This window comes from Natronoarchaeum philippinense (genome assembly GCF_900215575.1).
GTDB lineage: Archaea > Halobacteriota > Halobacteria > Halobacteriales > Natronoarchaeaceae > Natronoarchaeum > Natronoarchaeum philippinense.
Window position 1 is genome coordinate 57,085 of the sequence record NZ_OBEJ01000006.1, and the last position, 18,910, is coordinate 75,994.

General features: G+C 66.4%; 19 protein-coding genes and 1 pseudogene. 11 read left to right on the forward strand and 9 right to left on the reverse strand.

All coding sequences use genetic code 11. The annotated features are described in order from the left end of the window. Positions 1–50 precede the first annotated feature (50 nt). Complete coding sequence (gene hemB / locus CRO01_RS15035) at positions 51–1,031, reverse strand: porphobilinogen synthase (RefSeq protein ID WP_097009988.1); 981 nt, start codon at positions 1,029–1,031, stop codon at positions 51–53. Positions 1,032–1,139: 108 nt separating this feature from the next. Next, entirely contained in the window at positions 1,140–1,814 is a 675-nt protein-coding gene (locus tag CRO01_RS15040) for a ribonuclease H-like domain-containing protein (protein WP_097009989.1), read from the reverse strand. Positions 1,815–1,964: 150 nt separating this feature from the next. On the opposite strand from CRO01_RS15040, the gene CRO01_RS17180 reads away from it, so the two are divergent. Further along, positions 1,965–2,051 (forward strand): adenosine deaminase, encoded by an 87-nt coding sequence (locus CRO01_RS17180; protein ID WP_449289591.1) that lies wholly within the window; start codon positions 1,965–1,967, stop codon positions 2,049–2,051. After that, positions 2,051–2,827, forward strand: a complete 777-nt coding sequence (locus CRO01_RS15045; RefSeq protein ID WP_097009990.1) for a DUF7089 family protein — start codon at positions 2,051–2,053, stop codon at positions 2,825–2,827. The genes CRO01_RS17180 and CRO01_RS15045 overlap by 1 nt, the downstream gene beginning before the upstream one ends. Before the next feature lie 32 nt (positions 2,828–2,859). Here CRO01_RS15045 and CRO01_RS15050 read toward each other — a convergent pair whose 3' ends face one another. Together CRO01_RS15050 and serB are read right to left on the reverse strand one after the other, a co-directional pair. Next, a complete protein-coding gene (locus CRO01_RS15050; RefSeq protein ID WP_097009991.1) occupies positions 2,860–3,438 on the reverse strand; it encodes a DUF7090 family protein in 579 nt (192 codons plus the stop codon). Between the two features lie 71 nt (positions 3,439–3,509). Further along, complete coding sequence (gene serB, locus CRO01_RS15055) at positions 3,510–4,145, reverse strand: phosphoserine phosphatase SerB (RefSeq protein WP_097009992.1); 636 nt, start codon at positions 4,143–4,145, stop codon at positions 3,510–3,512. A gap of 125 nt (positions 4,146–4,270) precedes the next feature. On the opposite strand from serB, the gene CRO01_RS15060 reads away from it, so the two are divergent. From CRO01_RS15060 to CRO01_RS15080, 5 genes are all read left to right on the forward strand, one after another. Continuing rightward, positions 4,271–4,957, forward strand: a complete 687-nt coding sequence (locus tag CRO01_RS15060; protein ID WP_097009993.1) for a DUF502 domain-containing protein — start codon at positions 4,271–4,273, stop codon at positions 4,955–4,957. Positions 4,958–4,961: 4 nt separating this feature from the next. Continuing rightward, positions 4,962–5,858 carry an EamA family transporter gene (locus CRO01_RS15065; RefSeq protein WP_097009994.1) on the forward strand — a complete coding sequence of 299 codons (897 nt, stop codon included), beginning with the start codon at positions 4,962–4,964 and terminating at the stop codon, positions 5,856–5,858. A gap of 118 nt (positions 5,859–5,976) precedes the next feature. Further along, entirely contained in the window at positions 5,977–7,566 is a 1,590-nt protein-coding gene (gene serA, locus CRO01_RS15070) for a phosphoglycerate dehydrogenase (RefSeq protein WP_097009995.1), read from the forward strand. Positions 7,567–7,662: 96 nt separating this feature from the next. Next, the gene (locus tag CRO01_RS15075; RefSeq protein ID WP_097009996.1) at positions 7,663–9,600 is read left to right on the forward strand and encodes a hybrid sensor histidine kinase/response regulator; all 1,938 of its coding nucleotides are present in this window, start codon (positions 7,663–7,665) and stop codon (positions 9,598–9,600) included. A gap of 69 nt (positions 9,601–9,669) precedes the next feature. Further along, positions 9,670–11,658, forward strand: a complete 1,989-nt coding sequence (locus CRO01_RS15080) for a PAS domain-containing protein (protein WP_097009997.1) — start codon at positions 9,670–9,672, stop codon at positions 11,656–11,658. Between the two features lie 577 nt (positions 11,659–12,235). On the opposite strand, the gene thrC is transcribed toward CRO01_RS15080, so the two are convergent. From thrC to CRO01_RS15100, 3 genes are all read right to left on the reverse strand, one after another. After that, positions 12,236–13,495 carry a threonine synthase gene (thrC, locus tag CRO01_RS15090; protein WP_097009999.1) on the reverse strand — a complete coding sequence of 420 codons (1,260 nt, stop codon included), beginning with the start codon at positions 13,493–13,495 and terminating at the stop codon, positions 12,236–12,238. Between the two features lie 49 nt (positions 13,496–13,544). After that, positions 13,545–13,922: a helix-turn-helix domain-containing protein gene (locus tag CRO01_RS15095; RefSeq protein ID WP_097010000.1), complete on the reverse strand. Its 378-nt coding sequence runs from the start codon at positions 13,920–13,922 to the stop codon at positions 13,545–13,547. Positions 13,923–13,985: 63 nt separating this feature from the next. After that, a complete protein-coding gene (locus tag CRO01_RS15100) occupies positions 13,986–14,222 on the reverse strand; it encodes a hypothetical protein (protein ID WP_097010001.1) in 237 nt (78 codons plus the stop codon). 155 nt (positions 14,223–14,377) lie between these two features. On the opposite strand from CRO01_RS15100, the gene CRO01_RS16740 reads away from it, so the two are divergent. From CRO01_RS16740 to CRO01_RS15115, 4 genes are all read left to right on the forward strand, one after another. Next, the gene (locus CRO01_RS16740; RefSeq protein ID WP_179747506.1) at positions 14,378–14,536 is read left to right on the forward strand and encodes a hypothetical protein; all 159 of its coding nucleotides are present in this window, start codon (positions 14,378–14,380) and stop codon (positions 14,534–14,536) included. Between the two features lie 113 nt (positions 14,537–14,649). Beyond that, a complete protein-coding gene (locus CRO01_RS15105; RefSeq protein WP_097010002.1) occupies positions 14,650–15,252 on the forward strand; it encodes a TetR/AcrR family transcriptional regulator in 603 nt (200 codons plus the stop codon). Positions 15,253–15,369: 117 nt separating this feature from the next. Further along, a complete protein-coding gene (locus CRO01_RS15110) occupies positions 15,370–16,830 on the forward strand; it encodes an MATE family efflux transporter (protein WP_375097350.1) in 1,461 nt (486 codons plus the stop codon). Between the two features lie 159 nt (positions 16,831–16,989). Further along, positions 16,990–17,187, forward strand: coding sequence for a hypothetical protein (locus tag CRO01_RS15115; RefSeq protein ID WP_143824970.1), 198 nt, complete (start codon positions 16,990–16,992; stop codon positions 17,185–17,187). Positions 17,188–17,193: 6 nt separating this feature from the next. On the opposite strand, the gene CRO01_RS15120 is transcribed toward CRO01_RS15115, so the two are convergent. Together CRO01_RS15120 and CRO01_RS15125 are read right to left on the reverse strand one after the other, a co-directional pair. Next, on the reverse strand, positions 17,194–18,477 hold the full coding sequence (locus CRO01_RS15120) for an adenosylhomocysteinase (RefSeq protein WP_097010004.1): 1,284 nt from the start codon (positions 18,475–18,477) through the stop codon (positions 17,194–17,196). Between the two features lie 254 nt (positions 18,478–18,731). Beyond that, positions 18,732–18,910, reverse strand: a pseudogene (locus CRO01_RS15125) (glutamine synthetase); the annotation flags it as partial.

The following is an 18,910-nucleotide window of genomic DNA, read 5'->3' on the forward strand; positions in this document are numbered from 1 at the left end:
CGTTCAGATTGGTGTGAGTTAAAATTACCGTCCGGACGGTCAGGAGAACGCTACAGACGCCGCGCCACGTCCTCGGCGAAGTAGGTCAGAATCAGATCCGCCCCGGCGCGTTTGATCGACAGCAGCGACTCGGTCGCGGCGGCGTCGAGATCGAGCCAGCCCTTCTCGGCGGCGGCGTGGAGCATCGCGTATTCGCCGGAGACGTTGTATGCCGCGACGGGGTAGTCGAACTCGCGGTCGATGTCGCGGACGATATCGAGGTACGGCAGCGCGGGCTTGACCATCAGCACGTCGGCGCCCTGCTCGACATCGAGGCGCACCTCCCGCGTGGCTTCCTCGCGGTTCGCGGGGTCCATCTGGTAGTGGCGCCGATCGCCGAACGCGGGCGCCCCGTCGGCTGCGTCGCGGAAGGGGCCGTAGAAACTGCTCTCGTACTTGGCGGCGTAGCTCATGATCGGCACGTCCGAGAATCCGGCGCCGTCCAGTGCCTCGCGGATCGCCCCGACCATCCCGTCGGTCATGCTGGAGGGCGCGACCATCTCGGCGCCCGCCTCGGCCTGCGAGACGGCGATCTTTCCGAGCAGGTCGAGCGTCTCGTCGTTCTTAACTGTGAGGTCGGGGTCCTCGACGGCGGCGTCCTCGACGATGCCGCAGTGGCCGTGGTCGGTGTACTCGCAGAGACACACGTCCGTGATCACGTAGGCGTCGGTCTCGGCGGTGATCCGGCGCGTCGCTTCCTGCACGACGCCGTCGTCGGCCCAAGCGCGAGAGCCCTGCGGGTCCTTCGATTCAGGGATCCCAAAGAGCATCACCGCCTCGACGCCCGTCTCCAGAACTTCCTCGACGCGATCGACGGCCTGCTCGATCGGGACGCGCTCGTGGCCCGGCATGGAGGGAATCGGAACGCGCTCGTCGGTCGTCGCGTCGACGAACACCGGCGCGATCAGGTCCTCCGGAGAGAGGCTGGTCTCGCTGACCAGCTCGCGGACGCCGTCGCGGCGCAGTCGACGCGGACGGTCGGTGAGGGTCATGCACAGCCGTAGGGACGGGGCGCTCAAAGAATCGTCGCTCGCGGGAAGCAAAGCAGTTGGACGCCGTCCAGAGATCCGCCGCGTCGAGTCGGGAGCTGCCGGAGAGAGTCACTCCGCGACTTCGAACTCGCCCACGTCGCCGAGGCGAGCGGGCTCGAACGGGTGCCCGATATCAGCGTAGTACAGCGCGATGTTCGCCTCCAGATCCGTGATCAAGTAGTGGTCGATGACCGCCGACAGCGCGTCGGTTCGGGCAGCGTCGTCCCGCGAGTCCAAAAAGAGCGGCCCGAGTTCCTCACCGAACCGGGTGTTCGTGACGGGGTCGCCGTTCCACACCGTTTCGGGCCGTGGATACTCGTAGGCGTCCAGACAGTCTTCGAGAGCGGGCCACTCGACGTTCTGATAGTCGGCGATCCGCTTTCGAGGCACGAACAGGTCGATGTGGTTCGTTTGGGCGTACTCGGGCAGCGTTCGCACGTCGTCGCGGCCGAGAATGTCCAATCGGTCCTCGATGAACTGGAGGTCGAACTGCGTCCCGTTGTAAGAGACGAGCGCGTCGGCGCCGAAATCGTCGAGTTGCGCCATCGCTCGCTCGACTACTTCGGCTTCATCGAAACGGCCTCTATGAAACGTCCGGTACTCCGTCGTCGAAGCCGACGCGCCGCGATCGTGGACACCGACGCCAATCGAGACAAGTTCTCCCGCAGCAGCGTCGTAGTGGGTCGTCTCGATGTCGAGCGTCGCAACGCGCTCGTGCCCGGCGTCGTCGAGCGTGATCTGCATATCGACAGCCGTCTGTCCAATCGCTCTTGAACGTTCGGATCGGAGGGGGAGACGGATGGGAACCGTCGAGACCCCTGAGATGAGACCAGACGGTGCTCTCCTCGCCCCAATCTGAAAGCATTTAAGCGACAGCGACGCCAGCGTGCGAACATGAGCCAAGCCACGAAGATCGTCGTCGGAACCGTCGGCATCGCCGGGATACTCGCACTCGCGCTGATCGTCCAGACGCTCGCTTGATGTTTTCCGAGCGCGACCTTCCCGAGGATCTCGACGCAGTTCGGGAGGAACTCGCACCCGGCGCCGTCGTGCTGGACTGCGAGTCCGACTTCGAGACGCTCCCACCCGCGCAGGCCGAGGACCTCGGCCTGCTGGTCGACGAACTCGATCCGGCAAGCTATCCCGAGGAGTGGGTGCCCGAAGACGCCCCTGCGCTGTTGCACCGCTACGCCGGCAGCGACTTCACGATCGGGATGCCGGGCGACGGCAGCGTCGTCTGGACGCGCCAGACCGACCCGCCGGTGATACTGGTCAAGCCCCGCGTCGAGGGCGCGCCCGAGGACTTCGTGGACTTTCTGATCGCCGAGGCGTTAGTGGAGATCGGCATCGACGCGCCCGAGCACTTTCTGGAGTTTTTCGGCGATCGGTACCCCCAGCTCGACGCCGCCGTCGACCGGGATCCAAACAGCACCTACCAGATCGCCGCCGCGCTCACCGACGCGTGGGTCGGACTCTTTACTCGAAACACGTTCGCGCAGTGGCACGAGGACGGCTCGCGGCTGGGCGCCGCGTGGGACGACGCCGGCGAACGGATCGAGGGGCGCTTGACCGATCTCCCCACGCTGGTCGCACAGGGCGAGACCGACTTCGCCGACGCGACCGAGTTGGCCTGCAGCGGCATCAAACACGGGATGGACCTGCCGGATCCCTTTGGTGCGCTCGACAACCGCGCCTACGCGAACCGCAGCGCCGATTACGCGGTGAAGTGGGCCGAAAAGACGTTCGAGATGCTGTAGTCTGACTCCGTTTTCCCCGGCGACGCCGACGATCAGAACTCGGTGTCGGTTTCGCCGTCGGCGTCGAGATCGATTACGCCGTCGAACTGCTCGCGGTAGGATTCGAGCACGTCCTCGGGGTGGACTTCTTTGGAGAGGTGGAACAGGCCGACTGCGTCGTGATCGGCCAACAGATCGAGCAGTTCGCCGACCGCTTCTTGGGTCTCTTCCTCGCCGGCGTAGTAGGCGAGTTCAGTGATCGAATCGAGGCTGATCCGGACCTTGCCCTCGTGGGAGTCGAGGAAGCGCTCGGTCTGCTCGACGATGCCGTCGAGATCGTCGGGCGACCCGACGTAGTGGACCGAGTCACTGGAGCGCCGGGAGTAACCGCGTTCGACGCTCAGGGTGTCCAGTATTTCGGCAGACGTCTCGTCGACGTCGTAGTACTCGAGTTTCTGCTTGACTTCGCGGGCGGTCGTCCGCGTCGAGATGACCAGAAAGTGATCGGTGTCGGTCTTGAAAAAGTCGGTGTCGATGCGGTCGGTCTCGCCGGTGCTGGGGTGGAGCAGCAGTACGCCGGTCCCGCCGGAGATCGTCTCCGGCGCGCCGTCGACCGCGAGCGAGTAGTCCATACGTGCCGAACATCAAGCGTACGGACTTAAGGTTGCGGGTGTCGGGCCGAGAGACGGTAGCAGGCCTCGTGCTACAGCACGCCGTCGTCTTCGAGCACCGCGCCGAGTCGATCCATCGTTGCGACGACGACCTGACAGTGCGGGCGGACGGCGTCTTTGGGGACGAAGCCGACGGGCGTTCCGGCGACCTTGAGCATCGGGAGGTCGTTGGCGCCGTCGCCGACCGCGACGGTGTCGTCCATGTCGACGCCGACCTCCTCAGCGAGATTTTCGAGGGCGGTGTCTTTGGTCCCCTCGATCAGCGGCCCCTCGACATCGCCGGTGAGGTGGCCGTCCTCGATCGGCAGGCGGTTGGCGACGATGGTGTCGACGGAGACGTTCTCACGGTCGAGGGCCGCCGCGACGCCGCGCTCGAAGCCGCCGGTGAGGATCGCGGTGTGGACGCCTGCGTCGTTGAGATCGCGGATCAGGTCGGCGGCGCCGTCGCGGAGATACACCTGCTCGAAAGCCGCCGCAGCGCGGTCTTCGGGGAGATCCTCCAGCAGCGCGGCGCGCTCGCGCAGGCTGGTGGCGTAGTCGATCTCGTCGTTCATCGCCCGCTCGGTGATCGATTCCATCTGGTCGGCAACGTCGTACTGGTCGCCGAGCAGCACCGTCATCTCGGAGTCAGAGAGCGTGCCGTCGAAGTCGAACGCGACAAGCGTCATTGATCGAGCGTTGGCACAGCGGGGTTGAAAAACGTCCGATTCGGCGCCGCGTCGCTGCGCCGATCGGCGAGTGCGATGCGTGGCTGTCGGGGAACGCCTTTCGTAGTGGAGTCACAACGGCGGGTATGACCAATCGCGGCGTAGACGATATCGTCGACGTGCCGACCGAACGAGAGGAGGTGCAGCGGGACCTCAAGCAGGCGTTCCTGTCGGGCGTTGCGATCGCCGTCCCGTTCATCGTGACGGTGCTGGTGCTACAGTGGGGGATCAACTTCGTTTCGGACGCACTGGCGCCGCTCGTCGGCGTCGTCGGCGAGTTCGGCCCCGCCTCGGAGATGAGTGCGATCGTCACCGAAATCTTCGCGGCCGCGATGCTGTTCGGCGCGATCATGTTCGTCGGGCTGTCGGCCCAGCACGGCCCACGAACGGGGCTCGGGGACCGGATCGACAGGCTGATGAGCGAACTGCCGGGGATCGGCTCGATCTACACCAGCGTCGACCGCATGAGCGAGGTGATGATCGAGGGCGACACCGAGAGCTTCCGCGAGGTGAAACTCGTCGAGTTTCCCCAACAGGAGAGCTTCGCCATCGCGTTTCTGACCGCCGAATCCCCCGATGCGATCGAGAACGCCGCCGGGTACGAACAGATGCAGACACTGTTCGTGCCGATGGCGCCCAACCCGGTGATGGGCGGCCATCTCGTGAACATCCCCGTCGAGCGAATTCACGACGTGGATCTCACGGTCGAAGAAGGGATGCAGGCGATCATCACGACGGGCATGGCGATCGACGAGAGCGCCCACGACGAGTGAGCCCGTGACTGGCGTCCTCTCGAACCCCATCGCGCTCGCGCTCGTCCCGGCGGTGCTGTGGGGGCTGACGCCGATCTTCGACAAGCGCGGGATGGCCGCCGGGGGCGGATCGGTGCAGGCGTCGCTGGTCGTCGTGGTCGTCGAAGTGGCGATCTACTGGACCGCGATCACGGTGCTGTACGGCGGGGCGGCGTTTTCGGGGCTCACGACGGAGATTCTCGCAGTGTTCGTCGGCGCCGGCGTCGTCGGGACGGCGGCGGGCCGAATCGTGATCTTCGTCGGCGTCGACCGGGTGGGCGCGAGCCTCAACAACGCCATTCTGAGCACGCGCCCGCTGTTTGCGACGCTCGTGGCACTGGTCGCGCTCGGCGAGCCGGTCGGCCCGCTCACTGCCGCCGGCATCGTCGTGCTCGTCGGCGGCCTCGCGGTGCTGACGATCTCGAAGGGCGGCGATCTGGAGGGCTGGCAGCCCCGCGACCTCGTGTGGCCGCTGGCGGCCGCCGCGACGTTCGGCCTCGCCAACGTCGCCCGTCGCTACGGCCTGCTGGAGTCGTCTATCTCGCCGCTGGAAGCCGTGGCACTCAACGAGACCGCGGGGATGATCGCGCTCGCCGGCTACGTCCTCGCACGAGGACGGGCCAACGTGCTCGCCAGACCGCCGGAGACGTACCGCTACTTCGCCGCCAGCGGACTGTTGACGACGGTGGCGATGCTCTCGCTGATGACGGCGCTGGGACTTGAATCCGGCCGCGTCGCGCTGGTCGACCCCCTCGTGGCGACGGCGCCGCTGTTTACCGTCCTCTTTGCGGGCGTGTTGTTGCGCGACCTCGAACGCGTCACGCGCGGCATCGTCGCCGGCGCCGCGCTGATCGTCGTCGGTGCGGCGCTGATCACGATCTGAGCGAGTGCGGCGACGCCGCCGATCGGCGTCCGTCCGGGCGCCGTCGCCGAATTGTCGGCGGAAACGCCGTCGTCCCGATGAAGAAAGGGTTATCCCCGACCCCTTGTATCCAACTCGTATGAAGGTACTCGTGACAGACCCCATCGCGGACGCCGGCCTCGAACGGCTCCGCGAATCGGGCAACGAGGTAGAGACCGCCTACGACGTCGAGGGCGACGCGCTGCTCGACGCCGTCTCCGACGCCAACGGCCTGATCGTCCGATCGGGCACCGAGGTGACCGAAGAGGTGTTCGAGGCCGCCGAGGACCTCGTCATCGTCGGGCGGGCCGGCATCGGCGTCGACAACATCGACATCGACGCCGCCACCGACCACGGCGTGATCGTCGCCAACGCACCGGAGGGCAACGTCCGCGCCGCCGCCGAGCACACGGTCGCCATGGCCTTCGCGGCCGCGCGCTCGATCCCGCAGGCCCACATCCGCCTGAAGGACGGCGAGTGGGCCAAGGGCGACTACCTCGGCACCGAGGTCAACAAGAAGACGCTGGGCGTCGTCGGCCTCGGCCGCGTCGGCCAAGAGGTCGCCAAGAAGCTCAATTCGCTCGGGATGGATCTGGTCGCCTACGATCCCTACATCAGTCAGGACCGCGCCGACCAGCTCGGCGCCGAGTTGGTCGATCTCGAGGAGTGTCTCGACCGCGCTGACTTCCTGACCGTCCACGTCCCGCTGACCGACGAGACCGAGAACCTCATCAGCCACGACGAACTCGCCAAGCTCGAAGACGGCTACCTCGTCAACTGCGCCCGTGGCGGCGTCGTCGACGAGCCCGCACTCGCGGAAGCCGTCGAGGACGGCACGATGGCCGGCGCGGCCATCGACGTGTTCGCCGACGAGCCGGTGCCCGAGGACAACCCGCTGCTCGATGTCGACGACGTGATCGTCACGCCACACCTCGGCGCCAGCACCGAGGCCGCCCAAGAGAACGTCGCCGTCTCGACGGCCGATCAGGTCGTCGCCGCGTTCCGCGAGGAGCCGGTGATCAACGCACTCAACGCCCCCTCGATCGACGAGAGCGCGTTCCCCCGCGTCGAGCCGTACCTCGAACTCGCCGACACCGCCGGTAAGATCGCCGCCCAGCTGCTTGGCGACCGACTCGCAGATGTCGAGGTGCGCTACGAGGGCGAGATCGCCGACGAGGACGTCGAACTCGTCACCGCCAGCGCGCTCAAGGGCGTCTTCGAGCCCCTAGAGTGGCAGGTCAACGCCGTCAACGCGCCCAAGATCGCCGAAGAGCGCGGCGTCGACGTCACCGAAACCAAGACCCGACAGGCCGAGGACTTCCAGAGCCTGATCACAGTCACCGCCAGCGACGGCGAGCGCGAGATCAGCGTCGACGGAACGCTGTTTGCCGGCGACGACCCGCGGATCGTCCGGATCGACGGTTACCGCGTCGACGCGATCCCCTACGGCCACATGCTGGTCGCGCGCAACGAGGACGCCCCCGGCGTGATCGGCCACATCGGCAGCGTGCTGGGCGACTACGACATCAACATCGCGGGGATGTTCAACGCCCGCGAAACCATCGGCGGCGAGGCGCTGTCGGTGTACAACCTCGACGGCCCGGTCCCGGAAGCGGTCCGGGACAGTCTGGAAGCCGACGATCGTATCATCGAAGTGCGCCAGATCACGCTCGACGGCCGCAGCGACTGAGCGGACGAGATCGACTCGCTAGGGTCGTCGACGCGAAAATACGGGCGTCAGTATTTTGAGGGTGCGCTCGGAATACGATAGCTGATCGTTCTGGCTATGGGATCAGATCGCACGCAACTATCCGTCGTACTCGTAGACCCCGTCGATGCCCTCGGGGAGATCGTACGGATGCTCCGCGACGCCGGCGAGGCCGTCGAAACGGTCGACGCGGCGTCGATGGTGCGGAACGCGAGCAGCTACCCGCCCGACTGCATCGTCGTGCTCGACCACGGCGCCGAAGACGTCGACGGGGAGCGACAGTTGCACGCGGTCGAACAGCGGGCCGGCGACGTGCCGATCGTGGTGTTCTCGATCGACCCGGCGGCCTACACCGGCCCGGACATGCTCTCGGAGGGGGCCGCGGACGTGATCTGTGTCGGTCCCGACATGGCGATTAGCGAGGAACGGGACTTCCCGACGCTGCTGGTCAGGCGGCTTCGCCACGCCGCCGGGATGGGCGAGTCGTTCCAGACCGACAGCGAGTTGCTGTCGTCGGTGATGGAGTATCTCCCCCATCAGGTGTTTATCAAAGACGACGTGGGACGCATCGCGACGATGAGCAACGTGGCGATGCACGAACACGAGCCCACGCAGGCGGAGATACAGGGGTTTACCGATCACGACCTGTTCGACACCGAACTCGGCCGGGAGCTGTACGAGGAAGAACAGCAGATCATGGAGACCGGCGAGCCGATCATCAACAGGGTCGAACATTACGTCGAGAACGGGCAGGACAAGTGGGCGTCGACGACCAAAGCCCCCCGCTACGACGAGGATGGCACCCCTGTCGGCGTCATCGGAACGTCGCGGAACGTCACTGACCAGAAACGCCGCGAGGTGATGATGAACGCGTTGCACGCCGCCAGCCGCGACCTCGTCACTGCCGAGACGTACGACGACATCGCCCAGACGGCCGTCGACATCGCCGAGGACATTCCCGACATTCCAGTGCTGGAGGTCGTGCTGTACGACGACGCGAACGAGGAGCTACAGACCGTTGCGACCGGACATTCGGCGGACGCCACTTCCGTCTTCGAGCGGTACGAGGAGTGGTTCCGCCGCGCCTACGAGACCGGTACCGGCCAGTACGTCGTCTCGCTGTCGGACGGCGGCGACGAGGCGGTCGTCGGCTACGCCAAGTCGAACGTGAGCGACGGCGTCGATCCGGTCGCGGTCGCGCTACCGCTTGGCGAACACGGCGTGCTCGGCTTCGCCTCGACCAGCGGGTCGTTCGACGAGGCCGGCCTCGACCTCGCGGAGGTGCTTGCTGCCAACGTCGAGGCGACGCTCTCCCGGACCGCCCGCGAGGAGGCGATTCGAGATCGGGAACGGGAGTTGGCTAGACAGAACGAGCGCTTAGAGGAGTTTGCCAGCATCGTGAGCCACGACCTCCGCAACCCACTCTCGGTCGCGCAAGGGTACGCCGAGATGTTCGACGATGACGACTCCGCCGCCGAGGAAGTCAGATGGGCGCTCGATCGAATGACGCGCCTCACCGACGAGTTGCTCACGCTGGCCCGGCAAGGCCAGATCGTCGGCGAAACCGAACGGGTCGATCTGGCAGCCACAGTGAGGGAGGCGTGGCAGGGCGTCGAAACCGACACGGCGTCGCTCTCGGTCGCGGACGGACTCGGGGCGATCACGGCCGACCGGGACCGATTGCTCGAGTTGCTCGAGAACCTGTTCCGTAACGCCATCGAGCACGCTCACGACCCGGACGATCCGCTGGCAGTCTCCGTCGGGCCGGTAGACGCCGATGCAGGCCAGAATACAGGGGGCTTCTACGTCGCCGACGACGGTCCCGGGATTCCCGACGACCAGAAGGAGGCGGTGTTCGAGCAGGGCTACACCAACGCCGAGGACGGCACCGGCTTCGGCCTCTACATCGTCCAGACGCTCGCCGACGCCCACGGCTGGACCGTCGAGCTCACCGACGCCGACCCCCACGGCACCCGGTTTGAACTACGGGGTATCGAGCGTGCGTCATATGCGTGAGCCGACACCTCAGTCCGCCGGTACTGTTTTCAGGCCATCACGCGAAGAGATACCATCACAGTCGAGAGCATGGCGACGGATCAGGCGACGATGAACGTCCTTCTCGTCGATCCAGTCGGTGATCTCCGAGAGGTAGAGCGGTCGCTTCGGACAGACGGCACCGACGCCGTTGTCGAGACCATCGGGGAGCCGGCTGCAGCCGCCGGAAGTGACTTCGATCCAGACTGTGCCGTCGTTCTGGATCACACAGCCGAGGGCGTCGACGGCATCGAACAGCTCGAAGCCGTCAGGACGTTTCTGCCGGACGTACCGATTGTCCTCGTCGTCCGCGATCCCGACGACGGCGACATCAGGGCCGGGCTCGACGCCGGCGCGGCCGACGTGATCACGGCCGGCCCAGCGGTCCGGATGGACGAGGAGTTTCCCGTGGCAGTCAGCCGACGGCTGCGGGACGTTGCCGGCGCCGGAGACTCCTTCCAGAGCGACGGCCAACAGCTCGATTCGTTGCTGGAGTACCTGCCGCATCAGGTGTTCATCAAGGACGACCGTGGACGCATCGCCGAAGCCAGCGCCGCCGCTGCCGCCGAGTACGGACTCTCTCGCGAGCAGATGATCGGCCTCACCGACCACGAGCTGTTCAGTCCCTCGAAGGCCGACGAGCTGTGGGCCCAAGAGAAAGAGATCATGGAGACCGAAGAGCCGATCATCAACGAGATCGAGCACTTCGTCGACGCCGACGGCCGGGATCGCTGGGTGTCGACGACGAAAGCGCCGCGCTACGACAGCGACGGCAACGTCGTCGGCATCATCGGGACCACCCGAGATATCACCGAACAGCAGCGTCAAGAGGAGATGCTCAATGCGCTCCACGCGGCCAGCCGCGACCTCGTCGCTGCCGAAACACGTCGGGAGATCGCCGAGGTCGCCGTCGACATCGCCAAGGAAGTGCCGGACCTTCCGGTCGTCGAGGTAGCCCTCGCAGATCCCGGCGGGTTGACGCCGGTTGCAAACGACCACAGCGACGAGGACATCGCCCCGATCGACGCGGCCGAAGCTGACGCCGACATCGAGGTGGTAGAGCCGACCGAAGTGGATGCCGAAGATGAGACCGACCCGACGCTCGCCGAGCGCTACGGGGAGTGGTTCCGCCGTGCCTACGAGACCGGTCGCGCCCAGTTCATCGAGGACAGGCCAGCCGACGGCGGCGAGCTCTCGGTCGTCGAGGGAGAGGTCGGTACTGACGGCGAGATCGACGCCGATCCGGTCGCGGTGACGCTGCCGCTGGGCGAACACGGCGTGCTCGGCTTTGCTTCGACAAGCGGCACGTTCAGCGAGTTCGGGATCGAACTCGCATCGGTGCTGGCCGCGAACATGGAAGCAGCGCTCGACCGGGCGGCCCGCGAAGAAGCACTCCGAGAGCGCGAACGGGTGCTCGCCCAGCAAAACGAGCGCCTCGAGGAGTTCGCCAGCATCGTCAGCCACGACCTTCGCAACCCCCTCTCGGTCGCGCGGGGCTACCTCGGACAGGTCGACGCTGACGGCGATATCGTCGAGGAGATCGAGTGGGCGCTCGACCGCATGAACCGACTGACCGACGAGTTGCTCACGCTGGCCCGGCAGGGCCAGATCGTCGGCGAAACCGAGACCGTCTCGCTGTCCCGAAGCGCTCGCGACGCGTGGCAGGCGATCGACGCCGACGGGGCGACGCTCTCGATCGACGGCTCGGGAACGGTCGACGCCGACCCGACACGACTCGTCGAATTGCTGGAGAACCTGTTTCGCAACTCGGTCGAGCACGCACACAGTCCCGATTCCCCAGTCGAAATCACGGTCGGAGCCACGGCAAAGGGCTTCTACGTCGCCGACGACGGCCCCGGCATCCCCGACGATCAGAAAGAGGCGGTGTTCGAGCAGGGCTACACCAACGCCGAGGACGGCACCGGCTTCGGCCTCTACATCGTCCAGACGCTCGCCGACGCCCACGGCTGGACCGTCGAACTCACCGACGCCGAATCGGGAGGCGCACGCTTCGAGTTCGCAATCGAGCCGTCGGTGTAGACACGGCGTCACCACCGAAGAACCCGATCACGCACCGCCGAGGCGATCGCACGAAGGCGGGACGCCGGAGCGGAATCGGACGCTCCACGCTCGCTCGCTGCACTCCTTGCTCGGTGCTCTGACAACAGGCGCTCGTACCGCTGGATCACGCACCGGTTTGTCTCGTGGCTGTCGGACAGTTCCCGTTCGAGCGCCACCGCGCGCGCCCGGAGCAGTCGGTTCTCGGTTCGTATCGCAGCTCGCGATTGGCGACGGTCGGCGGCAGTCCACAACACGGATGCCGGATCGGTGATCGGGGGGCCGTCTTTGCCGTCAGTCGGGTGGTCGGTTCGGCCGTCGAAGGACGGATCGTTGAGCGACATCGGACGACAAGACCGTACGCGATACTATAATGAAAAATTATGTGAGACGCGCGTCCGACGCACGGCGTCCGGCGGCATCGAGTCGCCGAGCCGCCCGGTAGTCCAGACGCTCAGTCATCAAGATGACTGAGGACGCCGTCGGACTACTGATCCGACGTGCTCTCGATCACTCCAAGTGATCGAGAACGCCGAAGCGGCGACGCCGCTTCGAGCCCTCAGTCATCAAGATGACTGAGGACGCCTTCCGTGTCGCCGGGAACCGGCTCGGGGTCGGCACCGGCCGCCGCCGCGGCGTCGGGGTCCTTGAGCAGGTGACCGGTCGTCAGGCAAACGACGTTCTCGTCGGCGTCGACGACGCCCTCCTCGCGGAGCTTTCGCAGGCCGGCGATCGACGCCGCGCTCGCCGGTTCGACGCCGACGCCCTCCTCGGCGAGCGAGCGCTGGGCGTCGGTGATCTGCTCGTCGGAGACCGCGACGGCGGTGCCGTCGGTCTCGCGGATACCCGGAATCGCCTTGGGCGCGTTGACGGGGTTGCCGATGCGGATCGCCGTCGCGCGCGTCTCGACCTCGTCCCAGCGTCGGACCTCGTCGTTGTCCTCTTCGATGGCCTCGACCATCGGCGCGGCGCCCTCGGCCTGCACGCCGGTGAGTTTGGGCACCTCGGATTCGTCCAGCGCGCCGGCCTGTACGAGTTCGCGGAACGCCTTGTACAGCGCGCTGGTGTTGCCGGCGTTGCCGACCGGCAGGATGATCCGGTCGGGGAACTCGCCGGTCCGGTCTTGGCACTGCTCTAAGATTTCGAGGCCGATCGTCTTCTGGCCCTCCAGACGGAAGGGGTTCAGCGAGTTCAGCAGGTACGCCTCGCCCATCCCCGCCAGCTCCTGCACGATGTCGAGGCAGGTGTCGAAGTTGCCGTCGACTTCGAGGATGCGCGCACCGTGGAGGCTGGCTTGGGCGACCTTCCCCGCGGCGACCTTCCCCGCCGGCAGGAGCACGAGCGTCTCCAGCGTCGAGCGCGCGCCGTAGGCCGCCAGCGCGGCGCTGGTGTTTCCAGTCGAAGCGCAGGCCAGTCGATCGACGCCGAGTTCGCTAGCGACCTGCACGCCCACGGTCATGCCGCGATCCTTGAAACTGCCCGTGGGATTCATCCCCTCGTGTTTCACGTGGAGATGGTCGACGCCGGTCTCGTCCTCGAGGTCGGGTACCGGGTAGAGCGGGGTGTTACCCTCCTGAATCGTCACGCCCATCTCGACGGGCAGGGCGTCGTCGTAGCGCCAGACGCCGCTGCCCTCGAAGTCATCGAAGGTCGGCAGATCGGCGTAGCGCACTTCCAGCAGGCCGTCACAGTCGGGACACGTGTAGACGACATCGTCGAAGGGGGCGAGGACGGTGTCACACTCGATACAGGCCAGCCAGACGCCGTCGTCGGCAGCGTCGGGTTCGGCCGCCGCGGGCGCGTCGAGTTCGAGACTCATTGCTCGGTACGTGGAACCCCACCGGGAAAAGCGAGCGGGTTTCGGCGGGCTACTCGCCGTCGAACGACTCGATGACGTCGTGGACGGTCTCGGCCCACGCATCGAGCGAGTCGTGGAGCAGTTCCTTGGCTTCCGGCAGCGGAACCGCGGTGTACTGGTAGACGAACCCGCCCGAATCGAGCAGTCTGCGCTCGCGCTCGACCAGCCCGGCCTCCAGCAGCGTCGACAGCGAGCGGTTGACGTTGCTCCGGTCGCGGTCGAGCGCGTCGGCCAACTCCTCGACGGTGCTACCGGGCCGGTCCAGCAGCGAAAGGTAGGTCCGGGTTTCGTGATCCTGAATACAGAACACGCAGGACAGTACGTCCTCGAAGGCGGGATCGGCGTTTTCCATCAGCGTCTGCATATCCGGCTCGGCGGCATCGCTCATGAGAGCACCTCGGCGTCGGGAAAGATAAAACCGGCTACACGCCGCCGCGAGGCGTCACCACAACTACTCGGCGCCGTAGCCGTTTTTGATGATACACTGGTACATTCCGTCGGGCGTCTCGTGGCGGTGCAGCGTCGTCGGCGTGTCGCAGTAGTACAGGTCGCCGTCGTGACGCAGCGTCACCTCGTGGGAGGCGCCGAACATCTCCGTCTCGACGACGACTCGTCGGCCGTCGTCGAGCGCGTCGAGCAAGTCGTCGGCCGAGCGTTCGCCGGCAGCGACGCGCAGTGGCTCTGCCATCGACGGTGCTACGGCGTCGACCTACCTTACTGTGATGGAATCCAACAGAGCGTGCGCCGGCGTTGCATCTGTCGGAAAATCCGAAATTTCAACGGGTACTTTCTATACATAATGAGACATATTAATTACCATTGGCATCAGAGAGTGACACAGAGATGAGTACAGACCGCGACGAAGACGGCAGTGACCCAACGGGCACGCGAACGCTCCGGTGTTCGGCGTGCGACCGGGTCTTCGAGACGTGCCACGACCCGGCGATCGTCCACTGTCCGACGTGCGGGTATCGTGACGTACAGCCGGTCGACGACGCGTAACCCTCGATCGCGGTCATCATCCACCGGTTCGTTTCGCTTTCAGTTCCGATCTGCCACGATGGGACGGCCCTCCGACCACTGCCTTTAAATATTGATTGGGCACTCAATCAACTATGACTACCGGAGACGAGATCGTCGACGCCACGTTCACGGCGTTGTACGAACACGGGTACGCCGACCTGACGATGGAGGCGATCGGCGAGGAGTTCGACAAGAGTACGTCGCTGATCCACTACCACTTCGACTCGAAGGCGGACCTACTGGCGACCTGTCTGGAGACGATCCACGATGAGTTCCTCGAGGACCTCGAACACGACCCCGAAACGGATCCCGAACAGCGCCTGCTTCGGCTGGCCGAACTGGTCGTCGGGGGCACCGGCGACGACGGCGTCGACGAGTTCCACACCGCCCTGCTGGAGTTGCGCGCGCAGGCGCCATACGACGAGGCGCTGCGCGAGCAACTGGCGCGCAACGACGCCGTCTGGCGCGAGCACATCGCCGACATCGTCCGGGACGGCATCGAACAGGGCGTCTTCCGCGAGGTCGACCCGGAGCACTTCGCCGCGCTGTTTCGCTCGGCCATCGAGGGCGCCCAGTCCCACAACGTGATCCTCGGCGAAGACGCCCCGAGCGAGGACGCGATGGCGGGCATCGAGGAGTTGCTGGTCCACGAGTTGCTGGTCGAGTCCGAGCGAACGGAGGGTGCCGACGCGTGAATCGGGGCCGGCACCTCGTGGATGACGCCGGTACAGTGGCGCGCGGCGACGCCGACGGCCAGAGAGGAGGTGAGCGCCGTGCCTGACGACCAGTCGGTCGAGCTCACCGAAGGGCCGATGCTGAAGCCGCTGCTGGCGCTGTCGCTGCCGATCGTCGGCTCCCAGCTCCTGCAGGTCACCTACAACCTCGCGGACACCTTTTTCGTTGGGCGACTCGGCTCCGAGCCGGTCGCCGCGCTGGGCTTTGCGCTACCGTTCTCGTTCCTGATGATCAGCCTCGGGAGCGGGCTGACCGTCGCCGGCACCGTGCTGGTCGCCCAGCACAAAGGCGCCGGTAACGACGACAAGGTCGCCGGCGTCGCCGGGCAGACGATCACGTTCGTCTCGCTGACCTCGGTCGCGCTCGCAGCGCTGGGCTACGTGCTCGCGCCGATCCTCCTGCCGTACGTCGGCACGGAGCCGGGGACGGCCGTCCACGCGCTGGCCGTCGAGTACACGCGGACGTTCTTCGTTGGCGTCGTGTTCATGTTCGGCTTTTTCATCTTTCAGGCGATCCTGCGCGGGTGGGGCGACACGACGACGCCGCTGTACCTGATGGGCGTCAGCGTCGCGCTCAACGTCGTGCTCGACCCGTTCATGATCCTCGGGTTCGAGAACAACCCCGTGTTCGTCTGGACCGGCCTCGAATCCCTACAGGCGCGGCTGCTCGACGCCACCGGCTTCACCGGCTTCGGCGTGCAGGGCGCCGCGGTGGCCACGGTCTTCTCGCGGGGCGTCGCCGCGGTGATCGGCCTCTGGATGCTCTTTCGCGGGTACGTCGGCATCTCGCTATCGCTGTCTGACCTGCGCCCGGAGCTGTCGGTCATCAAGAAAATTCTCGACGTGGGCGGCCCCTCCGGGCTCGAAAAGAGCGCCAACTCGCTGGCCTACACCGGGATGACGGCGCTGGTCGGCCTCGTCAGCGCCGACGCCGTCGCCGCCTACGGCATCGGCAACCGGATCAACACGCTGGTCTACCTCCCGGCGGTCGGACTCTCGCAGGGGACCGAGACGGCCGTCGGCCAGAACCTCGGCGCCGGGCAGGAAGACCGGGCGCGAACGGCCGTCCTGTTGAGTTCGGGCATCATCGTCGCCATCCTCTCGGTGTTCAGCGTGCTGGCGTTCCTGTTCGCCGAGCCGCTCGTGCGCGTGTTCATTCAGGGTGAAGACGCCGCGGCGGTCGTCGACATGGGGACGAACTACTTCAAGATCATCGGGCCGACGTACGTGTTCATGGGCCTGTTCCACGTGCTCAACGCCGGCTTCCGCGGCGCCGGCAGCACCCGCACCGCCTTTATTTTCTCGGCGGCGTCCCAGTGGGGACTGCGCATCCCGCCGACGCTGGCGTTCATTGCGCTGCTCGGGATGGGCGCGACCGGCGTCTGGTGGGGCATCGCCTTCTCGCACGTCGGCGCCGCCGTGCTCGTCGGCGCGTGGTTCCTCGTCGGCAACTGGACCGGCTCGGTCGTCGAGGAGGACGATGCGGACGCCGACGACGCCACCGAGAGCCAGCCCGACGAATCGGCGACAGCCGGGTGAGGGCAGCGATTGTCGGCCGGCATCGCTTCGGCGTCGCAAGATCGACTGGCGTCGCGTCGGCGTCACGACGCCGCGGCGTCTGTGGCGTCAAACCGTCACCGGCGAAGTAGCGACACGTCCGACACAAGCGACGATACGTCGGGACGCCGTAGCTAGCGTATGGAAACGTTCGAGATCGAGGCCGACGAAACGGGCACGATCGAACTGGTCTGCGAGCGAACCGACGCCGAGGCCGCCCAGCCCCGCGTCCGGGCGTTCGTCGGCGGCGGCGAGTTCGGCGTCCTCGTCGACGATCTGGCGCCCGGCGAGCGCGTGTCGCTGTTCGTCGAGGACGGTGCCATCGAAAAGGAGGGGTGACCGAGCTTACGTCCCGTGCTGCCAGCTGTTCATGTAGTCGGCCTGCTCGTCGGTGAGATCGTCGAACTCGACGCCGTCGGCGGCGAGCTTGATCTCGGCGATCTCGCGGTCGAGGTCGTCGGGCAGGTCGTGGACGCCGGCGCCGTACTCGTCGCCGTTCTCGACGAGTTCGCGCACGCCGACGGCCTGCACGCCGAAGCTCTGGTCCATCACTTCGACGGGGTGGCCCAGCGCGATCGGCGAGGCGAGATTGACCAGTCGACCCTCAGCGAGGACGTTGAGTCGGCGGCCGTCTTCCAGTTCGTAGGTCTGGACGCCGTCGCGGGCCTCGTAGGTGTCGACGGCGAGATCCGAGAGGTCGTCGAGGTTGACTTCAACGTCGAAGTGACCGGCGTTGGCCAGCAGGACGCCGTCATCCATCTTCTCGAAGTGCTCGCGGGTGATGATGTCGCGGTTGCCCGTCGTCGTGAGGAACACGTCGCCCTTCTCGGCGGCCTCGGCCATCGGCATGACTTCGTAGCCCTCCATGTGGGCTTCGAGCGCGCGGCGGGGCTCGACCTCGGTGACGATCACGTCGGCGTTCTGCCCGGCGGCTTTCTTGGCGACGCCGCGGCCACAGTCGCCGTAGCCCGCGACGACGAGCGTCTTGCCGGCCCACGAGAGATTCGTCGTCATGGCGATGTTGGCCAGCGAGGACTCGCCGGTGCCGTGGACGTTGTCGAACAGGCGCTTCATCGGCGTGTCGTTGACCGCGAACACGGGGTACTCCAGCGCGTCGTCGTCGTCCATCGCGCGCAGGCGGTGGACGCCGGTGGTCGTCTCCTCGCAGCCGCCGACGATCGTCTCGATCAGGTCGGGGTACTCCTGGTGGATGCGGAAGATCAGGTCGGCGCCGTCGTCGACCGTCACCGTCGGATCGAACTCGATGACGGCGTCGATCGCAGCGTAGTACTCCTCGTCGTCGACGCCGCGCTTGGCGTAGCTGGTGATGCGTTCGTGCTCGTCGAGCGCGGCACTGACGTCGTCGTGGGTCGAGAGGGGGTTACAGCCGGTGACCGCCACCTCGGCGCCGCCCTCCGCGAGCAGTTCGACGAGACAGGCCGTCTTGGCTTCGACGTGCATCGCCATCCCGACGCGCTCGCCCGCGAGGGGTTGCTCGTCGCGGAACTCCTCGCGCAGGTCCGCCAGAATCGGCATGTGCTGGCGCGCCCAGTCCATCTTGCGGTGGCCGTCCTCACGAGCGCCCGACACGTCGTCGAGGTGCTCGCTGATCGGCTGGTAGTCGCTCATGCCACGAGAAACGAGCAGGGAGCCCAAAACCCTACCGAAGGCGCTCGCGCCGTCGTCGCCGGAATTCGTGGGCCCGCGCCGGAACTTGGCGTTTCGTCGTAGGTTCCCCCCGTTCGGAAGCCTGAGTTCCGATCGCTCGCAGTGTCGTGAGTAGCCAGTCCACTGGAGTCCCTACAGCACCGCCGGCACGAGCCTCGCACGCCCGGCGGAGGTGACCGAAAGGGTCGGTCGTGCCTCGGGGACGCGACGCCGCCTCAGTAGGTTTCGAGGTAGTTGTCGAGTTCCCAGTCGGAGACTTCGGCCTTGTACTCGTCGTACTCGGCCTGCTTGGCTTCGACGAACTTCTCGGCGACGTGCTCGCCGAGGGCGTCTTGGATGACCTCGTCGTCTTCGAGGGCGTCGACGGCGGCGCCGAGGTTCGGCGGCAGCGTGT

Excerpts from the sequence above, each read along its gene's own strand:
- CRO01_RS15040 (WP_097009989.1), bottom strand. The coding sequence starts at position 1,814 with ATGCAGATCACGCTCGACGACGCCGGGCACGAGCGCGTTGCGACGCTC.
- CRO01_RS15120 (WP_097010004.1), bottom strand. The coding sequence starts at position 18,477 with ATGAGCGACTACCAGCCGATCAGCGAGCACCTCGACGACGTGTCGGGC.
- CRO01_RS15060 (WP_097009993.1), top strand. The coding sequence starts at position 4,271 with ATGACCAATCGCGGCGTAGACGATATCGTCGACGTGCCGACCGAACGA.
- CRO01_RS15105 (WP_097010002.1), top strand. The coding sequence starts at position 14,650 with ATGACTACCGGAGACGAGATCGTCGACGCCACGTTCACGGCGTTGTAC.
- CRO01_RS15075 (WP_097009996.1), top strand. The coding sequence starts at position 7,663 with ATGGGATCAGATCGCACGCAACTATCCGTCGTACTCGTAGACCCCGTC.
- CRO01_RS17180 (WP_449289591.1), top strand. The coding sequence starts at position 1,965 with ATGAGCCAAGCCACGAAGATCGTCGTCGGAACCGTCGGCATCGCCGGG.
- serA (WP_097009995.1), top strand. The coding sequence starts at position 5,977 with ATGAAGGTACTCGTGACAGACCCCATCGCGGACGCCGGCCTCGAACGG.
- CRO01_RS15080 (WP_097009997.1), top strand. The coding sequence starts at position 9,670 with ATGGCGACGGATCAGGCGACGATGAACGTCCTTCTCGTCGATCCAGTC.
- CRO01_RS15050 (WP_097009991.1), bottom strand. The coding sequence starts at position 3,438 with ATGGACTACTCGCTCGCGGTCGACGGCGCGCCGGAGACGATCTCCGGC.
- CRO01_RS15110 (WP_375097350.1), top strand. The coding sequence starts at position 15,370 with ATGCTGAAGCCGCTGCTGGCGCTGTCGCTGCCGATCGTCGGCTCCCAG.
- CRO01_RS16740 (WP_179747506.1), top strand. The coding sequence starts at position 14,378 with ATGAGTACAGACCGCGACGAAGACGGCAGTGACCCAACGGGCACGCGA.
- hemB (WP_097009988.1), bottom strand. The coding sequence starts at position 1,031 with ATGACCCTCACCGACCGTCCGCGTCGACTGCGCCGCGACGGCGTCCGC.
- CRO01_RS15100 (WP_097010001.1), bottom strand. The coding sequence starts at position 14,222 with ATGGCAGAGCCACTGCGCGTCGCTGCCGGCGAACGCTCGGCCGACGAC.
- CRO01_RS15045 (WP_097009990.1), top strand. The coding sequence starts at position 2,051 with ATGTTTTCCGAGCGCGACCTTCCCGAGGATCTCGACGCAGTTCGGGAG.
- thrC (WP_097009999.1), bottom strand. The coding sequence starts at position 13,495 with ATGAGTCTCGAACTCGACGCGCCCGCGGCGGCCGAACCCGACGCTGCC.
- CRO01_RS15115 (WP_143824970.1), top strand. The coding sequence starts at position 16,990 with ATGGAAACGTTCGAGATCGAGGCCGACGAAACGGGCACGATCGAACTG.
- serB (WP_097009992.1), bottom strand. The coding sequence starts at position 4,145 with ATGACGCTTGTCGCGTTCGACTTCGACGGCACGCTCTCTGACTCCGAG.
- CRO01_RS15095 (WP_097010000.1), bottom strand. The coding sequence starts at position 13,922 with ATGAGCGATGCCGCCGAGCCGGATATGCAGACGCTGATGGAAAACGCC.